This window comes from Cyclobacteriaceae bacterium, from assembly GCA_025808415.1.
Lineage (GTDB): Bacteria > Bacteroidota > Bacteroidia > Cytophagales > Cyclobacteriaceae > UBA2336.
On sequence record CP075525.1, the window covers coordinates 3,776,777 to 3,793,365 of the forward strand.

General features: G+C 42.4%; 13 protein-coding genes. 10 read left to right on the top strand and 3 right to left on the bottom strand.

What is annotated here, in order from left to right; all coding sequences use genetic code 11:
* Positions 1–5 precede the first annotated feature (5 nt).
* The 6 genes from KIT51_16730 to atpC all read left to right on the top strand — a co-directional run bounded on the left by KIT51_16730 (position 6) and on the right by atpC (position 6,542).
* Positions 6–905: a hypothetical protein gene (locus KIT51_16730; GenBank protein UYN86486.1), complete on the top strand. Its 900-nt coding sequence runs from the start codon at positions 6–8 to the stop codon at positions 903–905.
* Between the two features lie 65 nt (positions 906–970).
* A complete protein-coding gene (locus KIT51_16735) occupies positions 971–1,885 on the top strand; it encodes an ATP-binding cassette domain-containing protein (protein ID UYN86487.1) in 915 nt (304 codons plus the stop codon).
* A gap of 20 nt (positions 1,886–1,905) precedes the next feature.
* Positions 1,906–3,231: an ABC transporter permease gene (locus tag KIT51_16740; protein ID UYN86488.1), complete on the top strand. Its 1,326-nt coding sequence runs from the start codon at positions 1,906–1,908 to the stop codon at positions 3,229–3,231.
* Positions 3,232–3,314: 83 nt separating this feature from the next.
* Positions 3,315–4,547: a HAMP domain-containing histidine kinase gene (locus KIT51_16745; GenBank protein UYN86489.1), complete on the top strand. Its 1,233-nt coding sequence runs from the start codon at positions 3,315–3,317 to the stop codon at positions 4,545–4,547.
* A 165-nt stretch (positions 4,548–4,712) separates the two neighbouring features.
* Entirely contained in the window at positions 4,713–6,221 is a 1,509-nt protein-coding gene (gene atpD, locus KIT51_16750; GenBank protein UYN86490.1) for a F0F1 ATP synthase subunit beta, read from the top strand.
* A gap of 75 nt (positions 6,222–6,296) precedes the next feature.
* Positions 6,297–6,542 (top strand): ATP synthase F1 subunit epsilon, encoded by a 246-nt coding sequence (gene atpC, locus KIT51_16755; GenBank protein ID UYN86491.1) that lies wholly within the window; start codon positions 6,297–6,299, stop codon positions 6,540–6,542.
* Between the two features lie 53 nt (positions 6,543–6,595).
* Here the strand turns inward: atpC and KIT51_16760 are convergent, their stop codons facing one another.
* Positions 6,596–6,907, bottom strand: coding sequence for a prolipoprotein diacylglyceryl transferase (locus tag KIT51_16760; protein UYN86492.1), 312 nt, complete (start codon positions 6,905–6,907; stop codon positions 6,596–6,598).
* A 68-nt stretch (positions 6,908–6,975) separates the two neighbouring features.
* The gene (locus tag KIT51_16765; protein ID UYN88617.1) at positions 6,976–7,668 is read right to left on the bottom strand and encodes an RluA family pseudouridine synthase; all 693 of its coding nucleotides are present in this window, start codon (positions 7,666–7,668) and stop codon (positions 6,976–6,978) included.
* A gap of 83 nt (positions 7,669–7,751) precedes the next feature.
* Here KIT51_16765 and KIT51_16770 point away from each other — a divergent pair, with 83 nt between their 5' ends.
* Positions 7,752–8,633, top strand: a complete 882-nt coding sequence (locus tag KIT51_16770) for a serine hydrolase (GenBank protein ID UYN86493.1) — start codon at positions 7,752–7,754, stop codon at positions 8,631–8,633.
* Here the strand turns inward: KIT51_16770 and KIT51_16775 are convergent.
* Complete coding sequence (locus KIT51_16775) at positions 8,630–10,213, bottom strand: peptide chain release factor 3 (GenBank protein UYN86494.1); 1,584 nt, start codon at positions 10,211–10,213, stop codon at positions 8,630–8,632. The genes KIT51_16770 and KIT51_16775 overlap by 4 nt on opposite strands.
* A 133-nt stretch (positions 10,214–10,346) precedes the next feature.
* On the opposite strand from KIT51_16775, the gene KIT51_16780 reads away from it, so the two are divergent.
* The 3 genes from KIT51_16780 (at position 10,347) to KIT51_16790 (ending at position 16,527) form a co-directional block, all read left to right on the top strand.
* Positions 10,347–13,049, top strand: a complete 2,703-nt coding sequence (locus KIT51_16780) for a TonB-dependent receptor (GenBank protein UYN86495.1) — start codon at positions 10,347–10,349, stop codon at positions 13,047–13,049.
* A 5-nt stretch (positions 13,050–13,054) separates the two neighbouring features.
* Complete coding sequence (locus tag KIT51_16785) at positions 13,055–14,167, top strand: DUF4249 family protein (protein UYN86496.1); 1,113 nt, start codon at positions 13,055–13,057, stop codon at positions 14,165–14,167.
* A gap of 653 nt (positions 14,168–14,820) precedes the next feature.
* A complete protein-coding gene (locus KIT51_16790; GenBank protein ID UYN86497.1) occupies positions 14,821–16,527 on the top strand; it encodes a hypothetical protein in 1,707 nt (568 codons plus the stop codon).
* Positions 16,528–16,589: the final 62 nt, after the last annotated feature.

Genomic DNA, 16,589 nt, shown 5'->3' on the forward strand with positions numbered 1-16,589 from the left:
TCTGCATGCAGAGAATTTTAGGCCTTTCGGGGATTTTTGTGCTTTATGCGGGGCTGGCCGTGGGCCAGATCAAAAAACAATTTATGGTGGAGGACAACACCTCCTGTGAAACCATCAAATTACAAATCAAAGCCAATAGCGGTAATTGCTTCATAAAACCCAGCCATAATCCGGAAGTCCTCAACGTATTCAGCAACCTGGAGCCTGGCGCTTATTCCCATCACTTTAAAAAGGAAATCAAAGGCAAAGTTTGCGATGTTTACCTCTCCCTTGAAGATGCCGCCAGTAAAGGCTTTAGCCAATCAATTTCCTATAAAGTATTCAGCTCTGAAAAACCGACTTCAGACAAGCTTTGGAAAATGTACCTGACCGATAACAAGCCTTACGATCTTGAATTTTCGTATGGACTGGGCAGTGCCAATATTGATCTTTCCGGATTAGCGGTAAAAAATTTAAAAATTAACACCGCTAGTGCTGATGTAACGGTGGGTTACTATAACGGTATGGATAACCTGGTAACCATGGATACCCTTGCCTTTAAGGTGGACCTAGGCTCAGTAAGCGCAAAAAATATAAGCCTGGCAAAAAGTAAATTTATAACAGCCGATGTTGGCCTCGGAAACATTATGCTGGATTTTAGCAGCGGTTCTGTTGCCGGCAACACCATTAAAGGAAGTGTTGGGGCGGGTAATCTTGTAATCTTGCTGCCCTTCGCTGACCAAACACCTGTTACGGTTAAGATAAAAGAGTCGTGGTTGTGCAGTGTGAAAATGCCGAAAAGCTTTAAGAAATTAAGCGATGGCAGCTACGCCAATGAAGCCTATCAGAAAGATTCAAAAAATGCCCTCAACTTCGACCTTGACGTTTCGATGGGCAACATTGTATTCAAGCACGTAAATCAGTAATTCAAGGTTTTCCGTAATTCCTTTCTATCTTTTGACACTAATTGGAGTGTAAAAAATAGAAACCTGTGGAAGCACTTACCGCTAAACATGTAACCAAGCGTTATACACAACACCTGGCTTTGGATGATGTGTCCATAACCATCCCTGAAAAAAGTATCTACGGACTTTTGGGGCCAAACGGAGCCGGTAAAACAACCCTTATCCGCATCATTAACCAGATTATTGATGCCGACAGCGGAGACATTACCATCTTCAATGAAAAACTAAGCGCAAAGCACATTGGCACAATAGGTTACTTGCCGGAAGAACGTGGGCTTTACAAAAAACTTAAAGTAGGTGAACAACTGCTTTACCTCGCTCAACTAAAAGGCCTTACCAAAGCAGAAGCTATGGATAAGCTTAAGGTGTGGTTCACCAAATTCGAAATCAAAGACTGGTGGAACAAGAAGGTTGAAGACTTGAGTAAAGGCATGGCCCAAAAAGTACAATTTGTGAGCACTGTTTTGCACCAACCCAAACTGATCATTTTGGATGAGCCCTTCTCAGGCTTTGACCCGATCAATGCTCAACTGATCACCAACGAAATATTGGAACTTCGTGAAAAAGGCTCCACCATCATCTTCTCCACCCACCGTATGGAAACTGTGGAGTCGTTATGTGACCACATAGCCTTGATCAATCGCTCAAAAAAGATTTTGGAGGGGCCCAAAAAACAAATCAAAGATGCCTACAAAACCAATACCTACCTGGTTGAGCATAAGGGCAACATCCAGCTACCCGCAGATAAGTATGAAATCGTTGCACAACAAAATCCCGAAGATAGTTTCTACCACTCCACGGTTCGCATTCGAGGTACCGGCACGCCCAATCAACTGATACGCGACCTGGTGGAGACTACGGAAGTACATGGCTTTATGGAAAAAGTGCCCACCATGAGCGAAATTTTTATTAGCCTGGTAAAAGAAGATCCATCCCTTTAACCTTTCAACGAAAACACACTATGAATAAGATATGGTTAATCATGCAGCGTGAGTTCCTGAACCGGGTTCAGAAAAAATCTTTTCTCATTGCTACTATTCTCATCCCATTAATTTTTCCTGCCGTAATAGGTATAATGGCCTTCATTTTAATGAAGCAGGAAAAGAGTGCAGGCACCTCCATAGTTGAAGTGCTTGATGAAAGTGGTAAAATAAACCTTGAAAACACGCACAAATTTGAGTTCATTCAACTCACCGGAAACCTTGACCAGGCCAAAACTGCGTTCAGTCAATCGTCTCACTTTGCACTTCTGTATATCCCTCCGTTCGAACTCGCCAAACCCGAAGGCATGACATTGTACACCAAAGAAAACCCCGGGGTGAGGAAAATGGGCGATCTGGAGGGTATGTTGGAGAAACGAATCCATGATTTGAAACTGGAACAATTCAATCTTGATAAAGAAACCATTAAAAGCCTCAAAACTTCTGTAGACCTGAAATCCATTAACCTGAGTGAAACCGGAGTAGAACGCGACAGCAATACCGGCATGCTTTACATTTTGGGTTTTGCGCTGGGGGTTTTGATTTACATGTTCGTGCTGATTTATGGCATGCAGATTATGCTGGGGGTTATTGAAGAGAAGACCAGCAAGATTGTAGAGGTGATTGTTTCTTCGGTAAAACCCTTTCAACTCATGATGGGTAAAATCCTGGGTATTGCTTCCGTAGGCTTGCTTCAGTTTACCATTTGGGTTGTATTGATAAGCGTTTTGTCTACGGCTACGTTAAGCTTGTTTGGGCTAAACAATCCTCAACAACAGGCCATGGAACAAGTCATGCAGCAAGTAGATGATCCGGAAGTTGCTGAAGCCATGCAGAGCAACCAGAAAATAATGAACATACTTAAATCAGTTAACGAAATACCCTTCGGCTACATCGCATTTAATTTTGCCTTCTACTTTTTAGGCGGCTACCTGTTATACGGGGCGCTGTTTGCAGCCGTTGGATCGGCTGTTGATTCGCAACAAGAGGCACAGCAATTCACCTTTCCAATAACGTTGCCGCTTATCATTGCTTATTTTGGTTTGTTTATGTTCATCCTCAACGATCCGCACAGCACAGCCAGCTTTTGGTTTTCGGTCATACCCTTCACATCGCCCGTGGCCATGGTAGGCCGGTTGGGCTATGATCCTCCGCTTTGGCAACTCCTCCTTTCGCAAGTGTTGCTTATTGGTGGTTTTATTTTTACAACCTGGATTGCCGGAAGGATTTACCGGGTGGGCATATTGATGCATGGCACTAAGGTTAACTATAAAGTTTTGGCCAAGTGGTTTATGATGAAGGGGTAATAGAATAGCCTACTGCCCTTTTGCTCCCTCACCGCATAGCGGATGCCTCGCATCCGCTATTTTTGTTTATTTTTCATTCACCAATGGCCAGGCGAACTTCCATTCCTTCATCCGAATTCTACGAAAGCAATACCCATGTGAAATGGATCGTATTGGCCGCCTCGGTGTTGATCAGCGTAGGCTCCATTTACTACACAAAAGTATTGGTCGATCAACTGAAAAGCCGCGAACGGCAGCAGGTTGAATTGTTTGCGCGCGCCATTGAATACACCTTGAGCAATGAGGCCGAAAACCTGTTGTTCGTTACCGATGAAATAATCTTCAAAAACAATTCCATTCCAACCATCTATATCACGGGGGAAAATAATTACCAGTATCGCAACATCAAGGTTAACGAATCATGGTCTGCCAAACGAAAAGAAGAGTTTCTTCACAACCAGGTTGAAGAAATGAAGGCCCTGTACGACCCGATTGAAATGACCTATCGCAACGAGGCAGGCGATGTGGAGATACTGGGCTACGTGTATTACAAAAATTCATTTTTACTAACCCAGTTGATCCTCTACCCGTACTTACAGCTTTCGGTTATTGCCATTTTTGCCTTTATCGCCTACCTGGCATTCAATTACTCAAAAGCCGCAGAACAAAACCGTGTATGGGTAGGCCTTGCCAAAGAAACCGCGCACCAATTGGGCACCCCCATTTCTTCACTAATGGCCTGGATAGAGGTATTGCGTGAAGACCCTGATCTGAAACAAAAGGAAATTATTGCTGAACTGGAAAAGGACATCCGAAAACTTACGGTGGTAACCGAACGCTTTTCAAGCATCGGATCAGTGCCCGCCCTTAAGGCGGAAAATGTGGTAGCGCTGGTGAACAACGTGGTGCACTACCTGCGTCCACGCATCTCGTCAAAAATAAGTATTGAGGTATTTACGCTTTCTGAAAACATTCAGGTGCTGGTGCATGCCCCGCTATTCGAGTGGGTTTTGGAAAACCTGTGCAAAAATGCTGTTGATGCCATTGGCTCCTCTGGCTCCATTGCAATCAAAATCCTGCGGGGCAGCAATTCAAAAGTTTTTATTGATGTTTCCGATACCGGAAAAGGCATCCCCCGATCAAAAATTTCTATGGTATTCAAGCCCGGGTTCACCACTAAAAAACGCGGATGGGGATTAGGCCTGGCCCTGGCGAAAAGAATTATTGAAGCCTACCACAACGGTAAAATATTTGTGCGCACTTCTGAGGAAAACCAGGGCACCACTTTCCGCATATCCCTCAACGCCATATCGGGCGAAACCCAGTTAGAAAATTGATGGCAAAAAATGCGCTTTGCCGAATAAAAATGCGCTTTTCAAAGGCCTTGGCCAATCTTAAACGGTCTTAATAATTCGCGAAACGGGCTTTGTTCTTCCTACCGTAAACGCTACTTTTGCGAGCGAATTTTTTAAGGTAAAACGCTTAATCATTAATCCTAAAACATGGCAAATATTGGTAAAGTAACCCAGGTAATCGGCCCCGTTGTTGACGTAGCCTTTGACGAACCGGGTTCAAAACTCCCGAACATTCTCGACTCATTGGAAGTAACAAAAGCGGACGGCACCAAAATCGTTTTGGAATGCCAACAGCACCTTGGTGAAGACCGCGTGAGGACCATTGCCATGGATGGCACCGAAGGTTTGGTACGTGGCATGAAAGTACTGGACACCGGAACACCTATTGAAATGCCTATTGGTGACGATATAAAAGGGCGGTTGTTCAATGTAGTCGGTGAAGCAATTGACGGGATTAAACAACCTAAGGGCGATAAATCCCTTCCCATACACCGCCCCGCACCTGCTTATGAAGATCTATCAACCTCAACCGAGGTACTTTATACCGGTATTAAAGTAATAGACCTGATTGAACCCTATGCAAAGGGAGGTAAGATCGGGTTATTTGGTGGTGCCGGTGTGGGTAAAACGGTGTTGATCCAGGAATTGATCAACAACATCGCAAAAGCTTATTCCGGTCTTTCTGTGTTTGCCGGTGTAGGTGAGCGTACACGCGAAGGAAACGACCTGCTGCGCGAAATGATTGAAGCCGGTATTGTAAACTACGGTGAGGACTTTTTGAAATCGCTGCACGCTGGTGGGTGGGACTTATCAAAAGTAAAAGAAGAAGATTTGAAAGAATCGAAGGCTACCTTCGTGTTTGGTCAAATGAATGAGCCTCCCGGAGCGCGTGCACGTGTTGCACTGTCAGGTCTTACTGTAGCCGAATATTTTCGCGATGGTGACGGCACCGGCAAAGGCCGCGACATCCTGTTCTTTATCGATAATATTTTCCGCTTTACCCAGGCAGGTTCTGAGGTATCAGCACTTCTGGGCCGTATGCCTTCAGCGGTGGGTTATCAACCTACGCTGGCAACCGAAATGGGGGCCATGCAGGAACGCATTACTTCCACTAAAAATGGTTCCATCACTTCGGTACAAGCTGTATATGTGCCTGCCGATGACTTGACTGACCCTGCACCGGCCACAACCTTTGCCCACCTTGATGCTACAACCGTATTGAGCCGCAAAATTGCCGAGCTTGGCATTTACCCTGCGGTAGATCCCCTGGACTCTACCTCCAGGATCCTTCGTGCCGATATTGTAGGCGATGAGCACTACAACTGTGCCCAACGCGTAAAAAGCATTTTGCAGCGTTATAAAGAACTTCAGGATATCATCGCCATTTTAGGTATGGATGAACTTTCTGACGAAGACAAGCTTGTTGTGCACCGCGCAAGACGTGTGCAGCGGTTCTTGTCGCAACCTTTCCACGTGGCAGAAGCTTTCACCGGTTTGAAAGGTGCCTTGGTAGATATTAAAGATACCATTAAAGGTTTCAATGCCATTATGGATGGCGAATACGATCATTTGCCTGAGATGGCCTTTAACCTGGTAGGAAGCATTGAAGATGCCGTGACAAAAGGTGAGAAAATGTTGGCAGAAGCCAAAGGATAATTAGTTAATGAGCCGATTTGAAAATTTGATAATGTAATCTTCAAATTTCAAATCGATCAATTTTCAAATTGATTTATGCACTTAGAAATATTAACACCTGAAAAGAAAATATTTGAAGGGGATGTAAACCTTGCCACCTTTCCGGGTGCCGATGGTTCCTTTCAGATTATGGACAACCATGCCCCACTCATCAGCTTGCTGAAAGAAGGCACCGTTGAATACAAGGAAAAGGCAGCGCAACACAGCGTACAGATTACCGGAGGTGTAGTAGAAGTACTGGGCAATAAGGTAATTTTGTTGGCTGACGGAATCGTTGAATAAAATTTAAGCTTACCAATGTAAAAAAGGCTACCGATGGGTAGCCTTTTTTTATTTCAAGCTTTTCGACCAGGGAAAATCCGTTTAAAAAATTTCTTTTCGAACTCCCAGAAAAACTTAAACTGCCCAAACACAAATCCATAAAACAACAGGAACACATTGTAAACAGGCAATATCAAAATAAAATATGTGAGGGAGGCCCACAATGGTTTTTCACCATCTGGAAACCAATAGGCAAACAAGGGGCGTTTGATCAGGAGAACAGTAGTTCCGGTGCAGGCAAATACAATCAATACAAGCACCACCTGTCCCGTGCTTTTTAAATTCCACCTACTCTTTAGTTTTTCAATCCATTGTGGTGTTGCCATGATTTTCTTACCTCAGTCTATCAATAGGGTACAAAATTGCTTGTCTTCGTCCCGGTTTGTTAAAGTCATTAGCCCTTATCCTCAAACGCGGCAAAGTTAGCCCAGGCTTGCGTATGTGGAAGCGGGGCAGTGATTTTTATGGGCTCTTTTTTTACCGGGTGGGTAAACGTGAGTGAACGGGCATGAAGGCATATGCTTCCATCGGGATGAGGTTCAGGGTAGCCATATTTTACATCACCAACAATCGGGCAACCCATACTGGCCAGTTGCACACGAATCTGGTGCGGTCGGCCTGTTACCGGCTTTACTTCCAATAAATAGAAGTTACCAAGTTGATGCCGGATGCTGTAGGACAATTCCGATCGAAGCGTGCCATCCGTTTCGCGGCTAAATGCTGTCGTCTTGTTTTTCTTTTCATCCTTTCGCAACCAATGAACAAGCAATCCCTCCGCCTTAGGGGGCTTTGAACCCACTATTGCCCAATAGATCTTTTCCGTTTGCCTGTCGCGGAACAAAGCATTCATCCGCTTCAGTGCCTTTGAAGTGCGGGCAAACACCACAACCCCGCTAACCGGACGATCAAGCCGGTGCACCACCCCCAGGAAAACAGCCCCAGGCTTTTGGTAGTGAACTTTTATATATGCCTTTCCGAGTTCAACCAAAGGCTTATCGCCAGTCTCATCGCCTTGCACCAAAACACCGGCCGGCTTATTGACAATAAGCAGGTGATTATCTTCAAATAAAGCTTGTAAGGCCGACATACCACCAAAGATATTCAATTGAAAAAAGGATTGATTGACGAGAATGGTTATTTTCGGATACACAAAAAAATCCCAGTTAAACCATGCGCTATTTCTTCATACTTACCATCCTGTTCATTACCGGTTGCAATAGACCTTCAGGTTTGGCCTCACTGAAAGAGCAAATCAAAAATGAACTTGGCAAAAACGAAGGAACCTTTGCGGTAGCGTTTAAGGATTTACAAACCGGTGATACCCTGCTGATCAATGCACGCCAAAACTTTCATGCCGCCAGCACCATGAAAACCCCGGTAATGATAGAAGTTTATAAGCAAGTTGCTCAAGGAAAATTATCCTTATCCGATTCGATAGATGTAAAAAATGAATTTCACAGTATAGTGGATGGGAGCCTTTACCAACTTGATTTGGGTGACGATAGTGAACAAGATCTTTATGCACAGGTGGGCAGCAAACAAACCCTTGCCAACCTGGTGTATGAAATGATTATTGTTAGCTCAAACCTGGCAACCAACATAGTTATTGAGTTAGTGGATGCTAAAAAAGTTACCGAAACCATGCGCACTTTAGGCGCCATGGATATACAAGTGTTGCGGGGCGTGGAAGACGGAAAAGCATTTGAACAAGGATTGAACAACACTACCACTGCTTACGATCTCCTGTTGATTTTTGAACACCTGGCAAAAAGAAATATTGTAAACCAAGAAGCTTGCGAGGATATGACCCGGATTTTAATGGACCAGAAATTCAAAGAGATCATTCCTGCAAAATTACCCGCTGAAGTTAAGGTTGCCCACAAAACAGGCTCCATTACAGGGGTGCGGCATGATTCAGGAATAATTTTTCTGCCCGATGGAAGGAAATATGTTCTGGTGTTGCTTTCGAAAGGGATGACAGACCCCGAAGCCGGTGTTGAAGCCATGGCCACTGTGTCGCGGATGATTTATGACTACGTGATCCGCAATTAATCCCTGAACTCTGAAGTGAAGTGAAAATTAATATCCGGGAAATTTTCTTGTACCATTTGAAGCCAGCCTTTTGATTCGGCCATAAACACAAGTTTACCATCCTTATCGCGGGCAATGTGCCTTTGCTTGGAAGCTATAAATTCATCCAGTTTTTTAGGGTCTTTGCTGCTGATCCAGCAAGCTTTGTAAATGTTTTGTGGCACAAACTGAACCGTTGCACTGTATTCATTTTTCAACCGGAATTGGATCACTTCAAATTGAAGCGCACCCACAACGCCAACTACCTTCTTGTTGCCAAGCTCGTAGGTAAAAAGCTGCGCCACACCCTCTTCCATAAGCTGCACCAAACCTTTTTCCAACTGCTTGGTCTTCATCGCATCCAGGTTTTGGACCTCTTTAAAAATTTCAGGTGAGAAACTGGGGATGCCCGTATAGATCATCTTTTCGCCCGCTGTAAGTGTATCACCGATCTTTAAATTGCCTGTATCATAAATACCTACAATATCGCCTGGCCAGGCTTCCTCAACGGTTTCGCGATCCTGGGCCATAAATGCCGTAGCATTTGAAAAGCGAATGCTCTTTTCCTGGCGAACGTGAAAGTAGTTGCTGCCCCGTTCAAACTTACCGGAGCACACCCGCAAAAACGCTATACGGTTACGGTGTTTCGGATCCATGTTCGCGTGAATCTTAAAAATGAATCCGGTGAATTTGCGCTCCTCTGGTTCAACCATGCGCAACGTGGTTTCACGGTGAACAGGCGGTGGTGCAATACGAATAAACGTATCGAGCAATTCCTTTACACCAAAATTATTCACGGCACTGCCAAAAAAAACCGGGGCAACTTTTCCACTCAGGTAATCCTCCACCTGAAAATCGGGATAAACCCCTTCGATCAACTCAACATCATGCCGAAGTTGCCTGGCATTGTTTTCCCCAACCAGCCGGTCAACTTCCTCGTTGTTGATGTCTTTGATTTCGATACCTTCCTCAACGGTAATTTTACTGGGTGTAAACAAATGCAGGCTTTTCTCATACATACTATACACCCCTTTAAAGGTTTTACCCATGCTGATTGGCCAACTGAGTGGCCGCACCCTGATGTTTAGTTTTTCTTCAATTTCATCCAACAAATCGAACGGATCACGGCCTTCGCGATCGAGCTTATTGATGAAACAAATTACCGGGGTATTGCGCATGCGGCAAACCTCCATTAATTTTTCGGTTTGAATCTCCACACCCTTCACACAGTCGATGACCATGATCACACTATCCACAGCCGTTAGCGTGCGGTAGGTATCTTCTGCAAAATCCTGGTGGCCGGGCGTGTCAAGCAGGTTGATTTTAACATCTTTATAATTAAAGCCCATCACCGAAGTGGCCACCGAAATACCACGTTGTTTTTCAATCTCCATCCAGTCGCTTCGGGCATGGTCTTTTATCTTCGATGACTTCACAGCGCCCGCCTTTTGAATGGCCCCACCAAAGAGGAGCAGCTTTTCAGTTAAGGTAGTTTTTCCGGCATCGGGGTGGCTGATAATCCCAAAGGTTCTGCGTTTTGCTATTTCTGTTTCTAGCGACATTCGTGTAAAGTGGGTGCAAAAGTAAATAAAAACAAAACATTACAGAGCAATTGATTTTTCTTCAACTATAAATAAACATTGCAAGCTGATGCTGTAAAATCTTTTTATCTTTCAGCGCATCATTAATTAGCTCATGAGTAGGATTGCTGTCGTTATCAGTCTCTTTTTTATCATAAACTTATGCCATTCACAATCAATATTAGATGTTTCTGTAAAAGAGTTAACTAATTCTAAAAAACTTGTTGAATATTTTACGGAGCTGGAAAAGCAGTATCCGATTAAATTTTACTATCAGAAAGATTGGATTGATGGATTCATTTTGCAAAAAAATGATGAGGGAAAAAGTTTACGAACTATTTTGTCAGAGCTGTTTTTGGATTCAAAACTGAACTTCATTGAATTAAATCAACACACGATTATTATCGTAACGGATACAGACCAAGCCCTTCAACGCGTTGCCATGCTGAACGAGGCAAGAAGAGAACAAAAAAAGATTGATCAAATAGTCATTGGAACGCGAGACGGTACAACATTTAGTAAGTTGGTTACACTTACAGGTAAAGTTGAAGATGCCAAAAGCAAAATACCACTTGCTGGTGTTAGTGTCCAATCTAGCGATAATAATAGTAAAGCCATTACGGATGATAAAGGTGAATTTACCCTTCAAATTCCGGCCGGCTCGTATGCATTCAAGTTAAATTATGTCAATTACGAAGAAAAAACAGTAGATGTTGAAATTAATCAAAATGGTTTCTTGACTTTTCAGTTAGAGGAAATACCAATTTATCTTGAAAATGTCATTATCCAGGATTTAGCATCGCGTGAATTAGTTACCAGCGAAATTGGTCTGGTTCAGCTTAACTTAAAAGAACTTAAACGGGCTCCGGCCCTTTTAGGAGAAGTTGACATCATTAAGCAGATTCAACTGCTGCCCGGTGTGACTTCCGTTGGCGAGGCGGCATCGGGTTTTAATGTTCGTGGTGGTGGGGTTGATCAAAACCTGATTTTATATGATGGCCTTCCCGTATTTAATAGTGCTCACCTCTTCGGGTTTTTTTCTTCATTCAATGCAGAGGCAATACGTGATGTAAGCTTTTACAGAGGTGGAATTCCGGCAGAATATGGCGGAAGGTCTTCATCTATTTTGGATATACGATCCAAGGAAGGTGACCTTGAGAAATGGAAATTTCAAGGAGGAATCGGTCTTATATCAAGCAGCCTTTCAGCCAATGGGCCCATCGTTAAAAGCAAGAACTCGCTTGCTTTGTCTTTGCGGACAACATATTCAAATTGGTTATTGAAGGCCATACCAACCGATTATGTAAACCTATCAAGCACTTCAGCATCCTTTTATGATGGCACCCTTAAATTCACGCATATATTTTCAAAGAAGACAAAATTTAACATTTCCATTTATAAAAGTCATGACCAATTTAGTTTGTCGGGTGACTCCACTTTCAGGTGGAATACAACGTTAGGTTCTGCGAGGATTGATCATGAATTCAATAAAACTATAAGTGGTGCACTTACCCTTGGATTAGGCGAATACACATACAAGTTATCGAGTTCCGATCCGGTAACGGGATTTAATTTAAATTATAAGGTTACCTACCCAACCACTAAACTTGAATTCCTGGTTGTAAAAAATCAATACAAATTATCGTTTGGCTTTCAGGGTATGCTTTATCAGTTCAATCCGGGAACCTTGACCCCGGGTTCTCCCGACTCCAATAAACCATTTATTGATATTGAAGATCAACACGCGTTTGAATCAGGCTTATTCATTGCAAATCAAATAAAAGTAGGCCATAGGATTGCGCTTGATGCAGGCATTCGGCTTTCGGGTTTTGCACAAACAGGCCCTGGTAATGTCTACATTTATAACCAAAACAGCACAAAAGATATCCAGAATGTGGTAGATACACTGACTTTCAAAAAGGGACAGTCAATGAAGTCATTTAATAATTTTGAACCACGTGCGGGGTTACGTTTTGAACTATCACCAAAATCTTCCATTAAAGCAGGCTATCATCGATTGTACCAATATCTTCATTTGGTTACCAATACAACTGCTATCACACCCGTTGACATTTGGCAGCCTAGTGGATACTATTTTAAGCCTCAGCAAGCAGATCAAATAAGCTTAGGATACTTTCAAGATTTTAAGGAAAAGAACTATGATGCATTTGTAGAAGTGTACTACAAAAAAATAAACAATGTATTGGACTTTAAAGATGGAGCCCAACTAATACTTAACCCACATATTGAAACGGATCTTTTACAGGGGTCTATCGAAGCCTATGGCGTTGAATCACAAATCAGCAAGAAAAACGGGAAGCTAACAGGTTCAATAAGTTACACCTTTTCACGATCATTTCTTACCCTTAACGGGCAATTTCCTGAGGAGATTATAAATAACGGGCTGGCCTTCCCTTCAAATTTTGATCAGCCACACGTAATCAATCTGAATTGGAGTCACCGGGCCTCTAAACGTATCTATTTTACCGGAGGATTTACCTACCATACCGGGCGCCCAATCTCCCTCCCGTTGTCGGCATTTTATGTAGGTAACAACACGGTATCTTCATTCTCTGAAAGAAATCAATACCGAATACCTGATTATCATCGATTAGATTTAGGACTAGTTGTTGAGGGTAGCCATAAACGAAAAAAACTGTTTGATGGTACCTGGACCTTTTCGGTATATAATATTTATGCAAGGAGAAATCCCTACACAGTTTTTTTTAAAGAGGTTCGCCCCGGAATTTTCAGGCCATACCGCTTATCAATTATTGGAACAGCGCTACCCTCCATTACCTACAATCTGAAATTTTAAACTTCATGAGGAAAAAGTCTTTGTTTTCAATTCTATTAATTGTCTTTATGGCCGCCTGTATTGACCGGGTAATGCTCGATTTCGAGATTCCTGCAAAATTCTCGATTGTTGTTGATGGGATGATATCCGATCAGCCGGGGCCCTATACCATTGAACTAACTAGAGGTTTTGACATTGAATCAAAATCATCGTTTAAAGAATACGTTTCGGTTAAACGTGTAGTTATTTCCGATAATACGGGTAATGAAGAGGAGCTATCGGAAGTAAGTCGGGGTATTTATCGCACAAATGCTGATGGTATTAGGGGTGTTGTTGGACGAGTCTATAAACTTCGGATTGAATTACTTGATGACCGTATTTATGAATCAATACCGGATTCATTGATGCCCGCAGGTGAGGTTGAGCGCGTTTACCATCAATTTGTTGCCGAGAAAACACCAGAAGGTCAGACAACATATGGCTTTGATGTTTTCTTTGACTCCAATGCCAAAAATCTCAGCTCTTACAGGTTTTTATGGAAATTTGTAGGCACATATCAAATAGAAACAAACCCGGAATTCTTCACACGGTCATGTGGCGAGAGCCGATGCCCGGCACCACTTTTTTGTAGCTCATACGTGCTTGGACCGAATGGGTTAGAATGGGTTAAGCCCTGTGAATGCTGCACATGCTGGGTTAATTTTTTTAATACCCTGCCTCTTGTAAGCGATAATCAATTTAATCAAACCGGCAGATTTATTGGCGTAAAGGCAACCAGAGTTCCGATAAACCAATGGACATTTATGCATAAAGTACATGCCGAAATACAACAAATGAGCTTGTCCCGTAATGCCTTTGCTTTTTGGAAAGCGATTCGAACCCAAAAAGAGGCTGCTTCAAATATTTTTCAACCCATAACAGGAAAAATCCCCAGCAATTTCATTCAAATCAGTGGAGAGAAAGGACCGATAGAAGGCTTATTTTTTGCCACTTCCATTTTCAAAAATTCGGTTTACATATCACGAAACGATATTTCCAATCAAAGCATAATTCCGGTGCAGCAAATGCCGTTCTCGGACTCATGCTTAAAGCTATTTCCGTTCTCAACTAATATAAAACCCGAATATTGGGAAGAATGATGCTTAAACCAATAAAATCCATTATGTGCTTATTAGCCAGTTTATCCAAGGCTTCATTCTCAGCCCTCTTGGTGTTATTTACATTAACAAGCCTAAGCACGAATGACTTTCTCAATGAGTTGGAGAAAAGGTTTGAAAGTTATCAAACTAATTTTCAACCCGTTAGGCTTACGTTCGTTTTTAACCAACCCGCCTATTCACCAGGCGATACTGCATACTTTAGCGCCTGGTACCATAAAGAAGATTTTACCCCCATTGTTGGAAGCCACATAATAACGCTCTTAGTAATCAGCAATAAAGGAGATATCGTTAAGGTTAACCGTTTTAAACTAACAGAGGGACAAACCTCAAATCAAATCATTATTCCAGCCGAACTTTCTGCTGGTATCTATGAATTTACCGCCTTTAGTGATAGGATGAAAAATGCTGGCGAACAATGGTTCTTCAGAAAGAAGGTATCCATAATTTCCTCCAAAAATTTTTCACAACATTTAAATGCCAATAACCTGTTATCCATTTTTCCTGAGGGAGGCTCACTCATCGCCAACGTACCGTGTAAGATTGCCATAACCGGGCCTTCCAACACTTGGGTTAACATTGAAAAAGGTTCTGAACGGATCGCTCGTGTTTACATTGACTCGACCGGGCTGGGTGTGGCAACCATCACGCCTGATTTGGAATCAGATTTCACTGCCTCCATTTCTGGAGCGGGGAGAAATTGGCCTATACCAATGGTAAACAAAGATGGAGTTGGCGTTACATGGTCCCAACAAAGTTTTACATTTCACATATCAGAGAATTCAAAATATGTAAATGAAGAAATTGGCGCTTTAATCGTTTGCAAGGGTAAAATTATATTCCGCAAAAAAATCCGGTTTAACCAATCCCTTTTACAGCAGTTATACTTGCCTAATAACTTAACTGATGAATACCATCAACTCTATCTTTTCAGTTCTTCCGGAGAAATGATTGGGGAACGAATTTTTTTGCCTGAAACTTCGCCAAGTGTGATTGGATTTATCGAGTTACCCAAAACCGTAGCGCAACGAGAAACTGTGCCCTTTAGGGTCACACTTCAAAACAACTTGGATCAACCTTTAGCAGGCGAGTATGCTGTTTCCATTTTGCAGAAAAGACTCTTCCCTGATTTTCACCCTCAAAATATTTTCAAATATGGAGATTTACCCAGAACATTAGAGTGGTTGGAAAATACTGGAGATCTTTCAGCCCAGGCTATAAACAACTATTTAATTACCGAACATTGGGATAGAATAGATTGGCATGCTATTACTAAAAATATAGCCAAACCAATTACCGCAACATTTGAAAGTACCCTAAAAATTGAGGGTACAGTTCACGATCGGACAACTGGCGAACCTCCTCCAGATTCTACCATGCTCCTTATTTTTTTTCAAAAAAATACAAAGGGCTACGAAACTCAGGTAATTAATGGTGAATTCAAAATACCATTTGTAAATGATTTTTGGGGAGAGGATTATGCCTTTATGGGCTTACAACGAAAAAATTCTATTCTCGATAAAGAATATACAATAACCATATACTCCGACAGCGTTCAGCTTGTCATGCCGTGGGGCTATTCTCAAAATAATAGTCTTTCATCCTACGGAATCTACTCTGAAAACAGAAGGATCGTAAAAAAATCGTACGCGTTCCATGAAAATCATGAATCTGCTAGAGTTAACCGTCCGGGTAATCCAAATTCAGAATTTGAGGATGAATTTGGGGGCGCTGATTATGAAGTAAGACTTAATGATTTTGTGACTTTTTCGAACATGAAGGACCTAATCAAAGAAGTGATCCCATTTGTAAAGCATCGAGAAAAAGCGGGAGAATCAATTGTGCGGGTAATGTTTCGAAATAACTCTGGCACCAAAATATACGATCCTAACCCGCTTTACATCATCGATGGTTTAATGACCCGCGACACACACTATTTTATTGCTCTTAACCCTGTTGATCTGGCAAAAATTAAAATTATGAATAATCCTAATAAACTCTCTCGCTTAGGGTTAGTGGGTAAAAATGGTGTTATCCTGGTTGAATCAAAAAAAGGAAATCTTGCGCAAGCTTTACTAAAAAGCAATTATTCCTTACAAGTCGGGCTAAGCCGGCCTATTAAATCCCCACCTTCATTCGAGCAAAGTAATCATGTGCCCGTTCTACAGTCCACCTTGCTTTGGGAGCCGTTTTCTAAAGCTTCCAATGGAGCGGATGGGGGTCATTCTGTGTTCACATCCGATGACCTGGGAGATATGATAATAGTTTTACAGGGCATTTCTGAAAACCGGAACCCGATATTCTTAAAAAGAGATTTTACTGTTCAATTTCAAAGGAAGTAATCAATCTACTCAAACACGCTTCGGGGTGGCTGATAATCCCAAAGGTTCTGCGTTTTGCTATT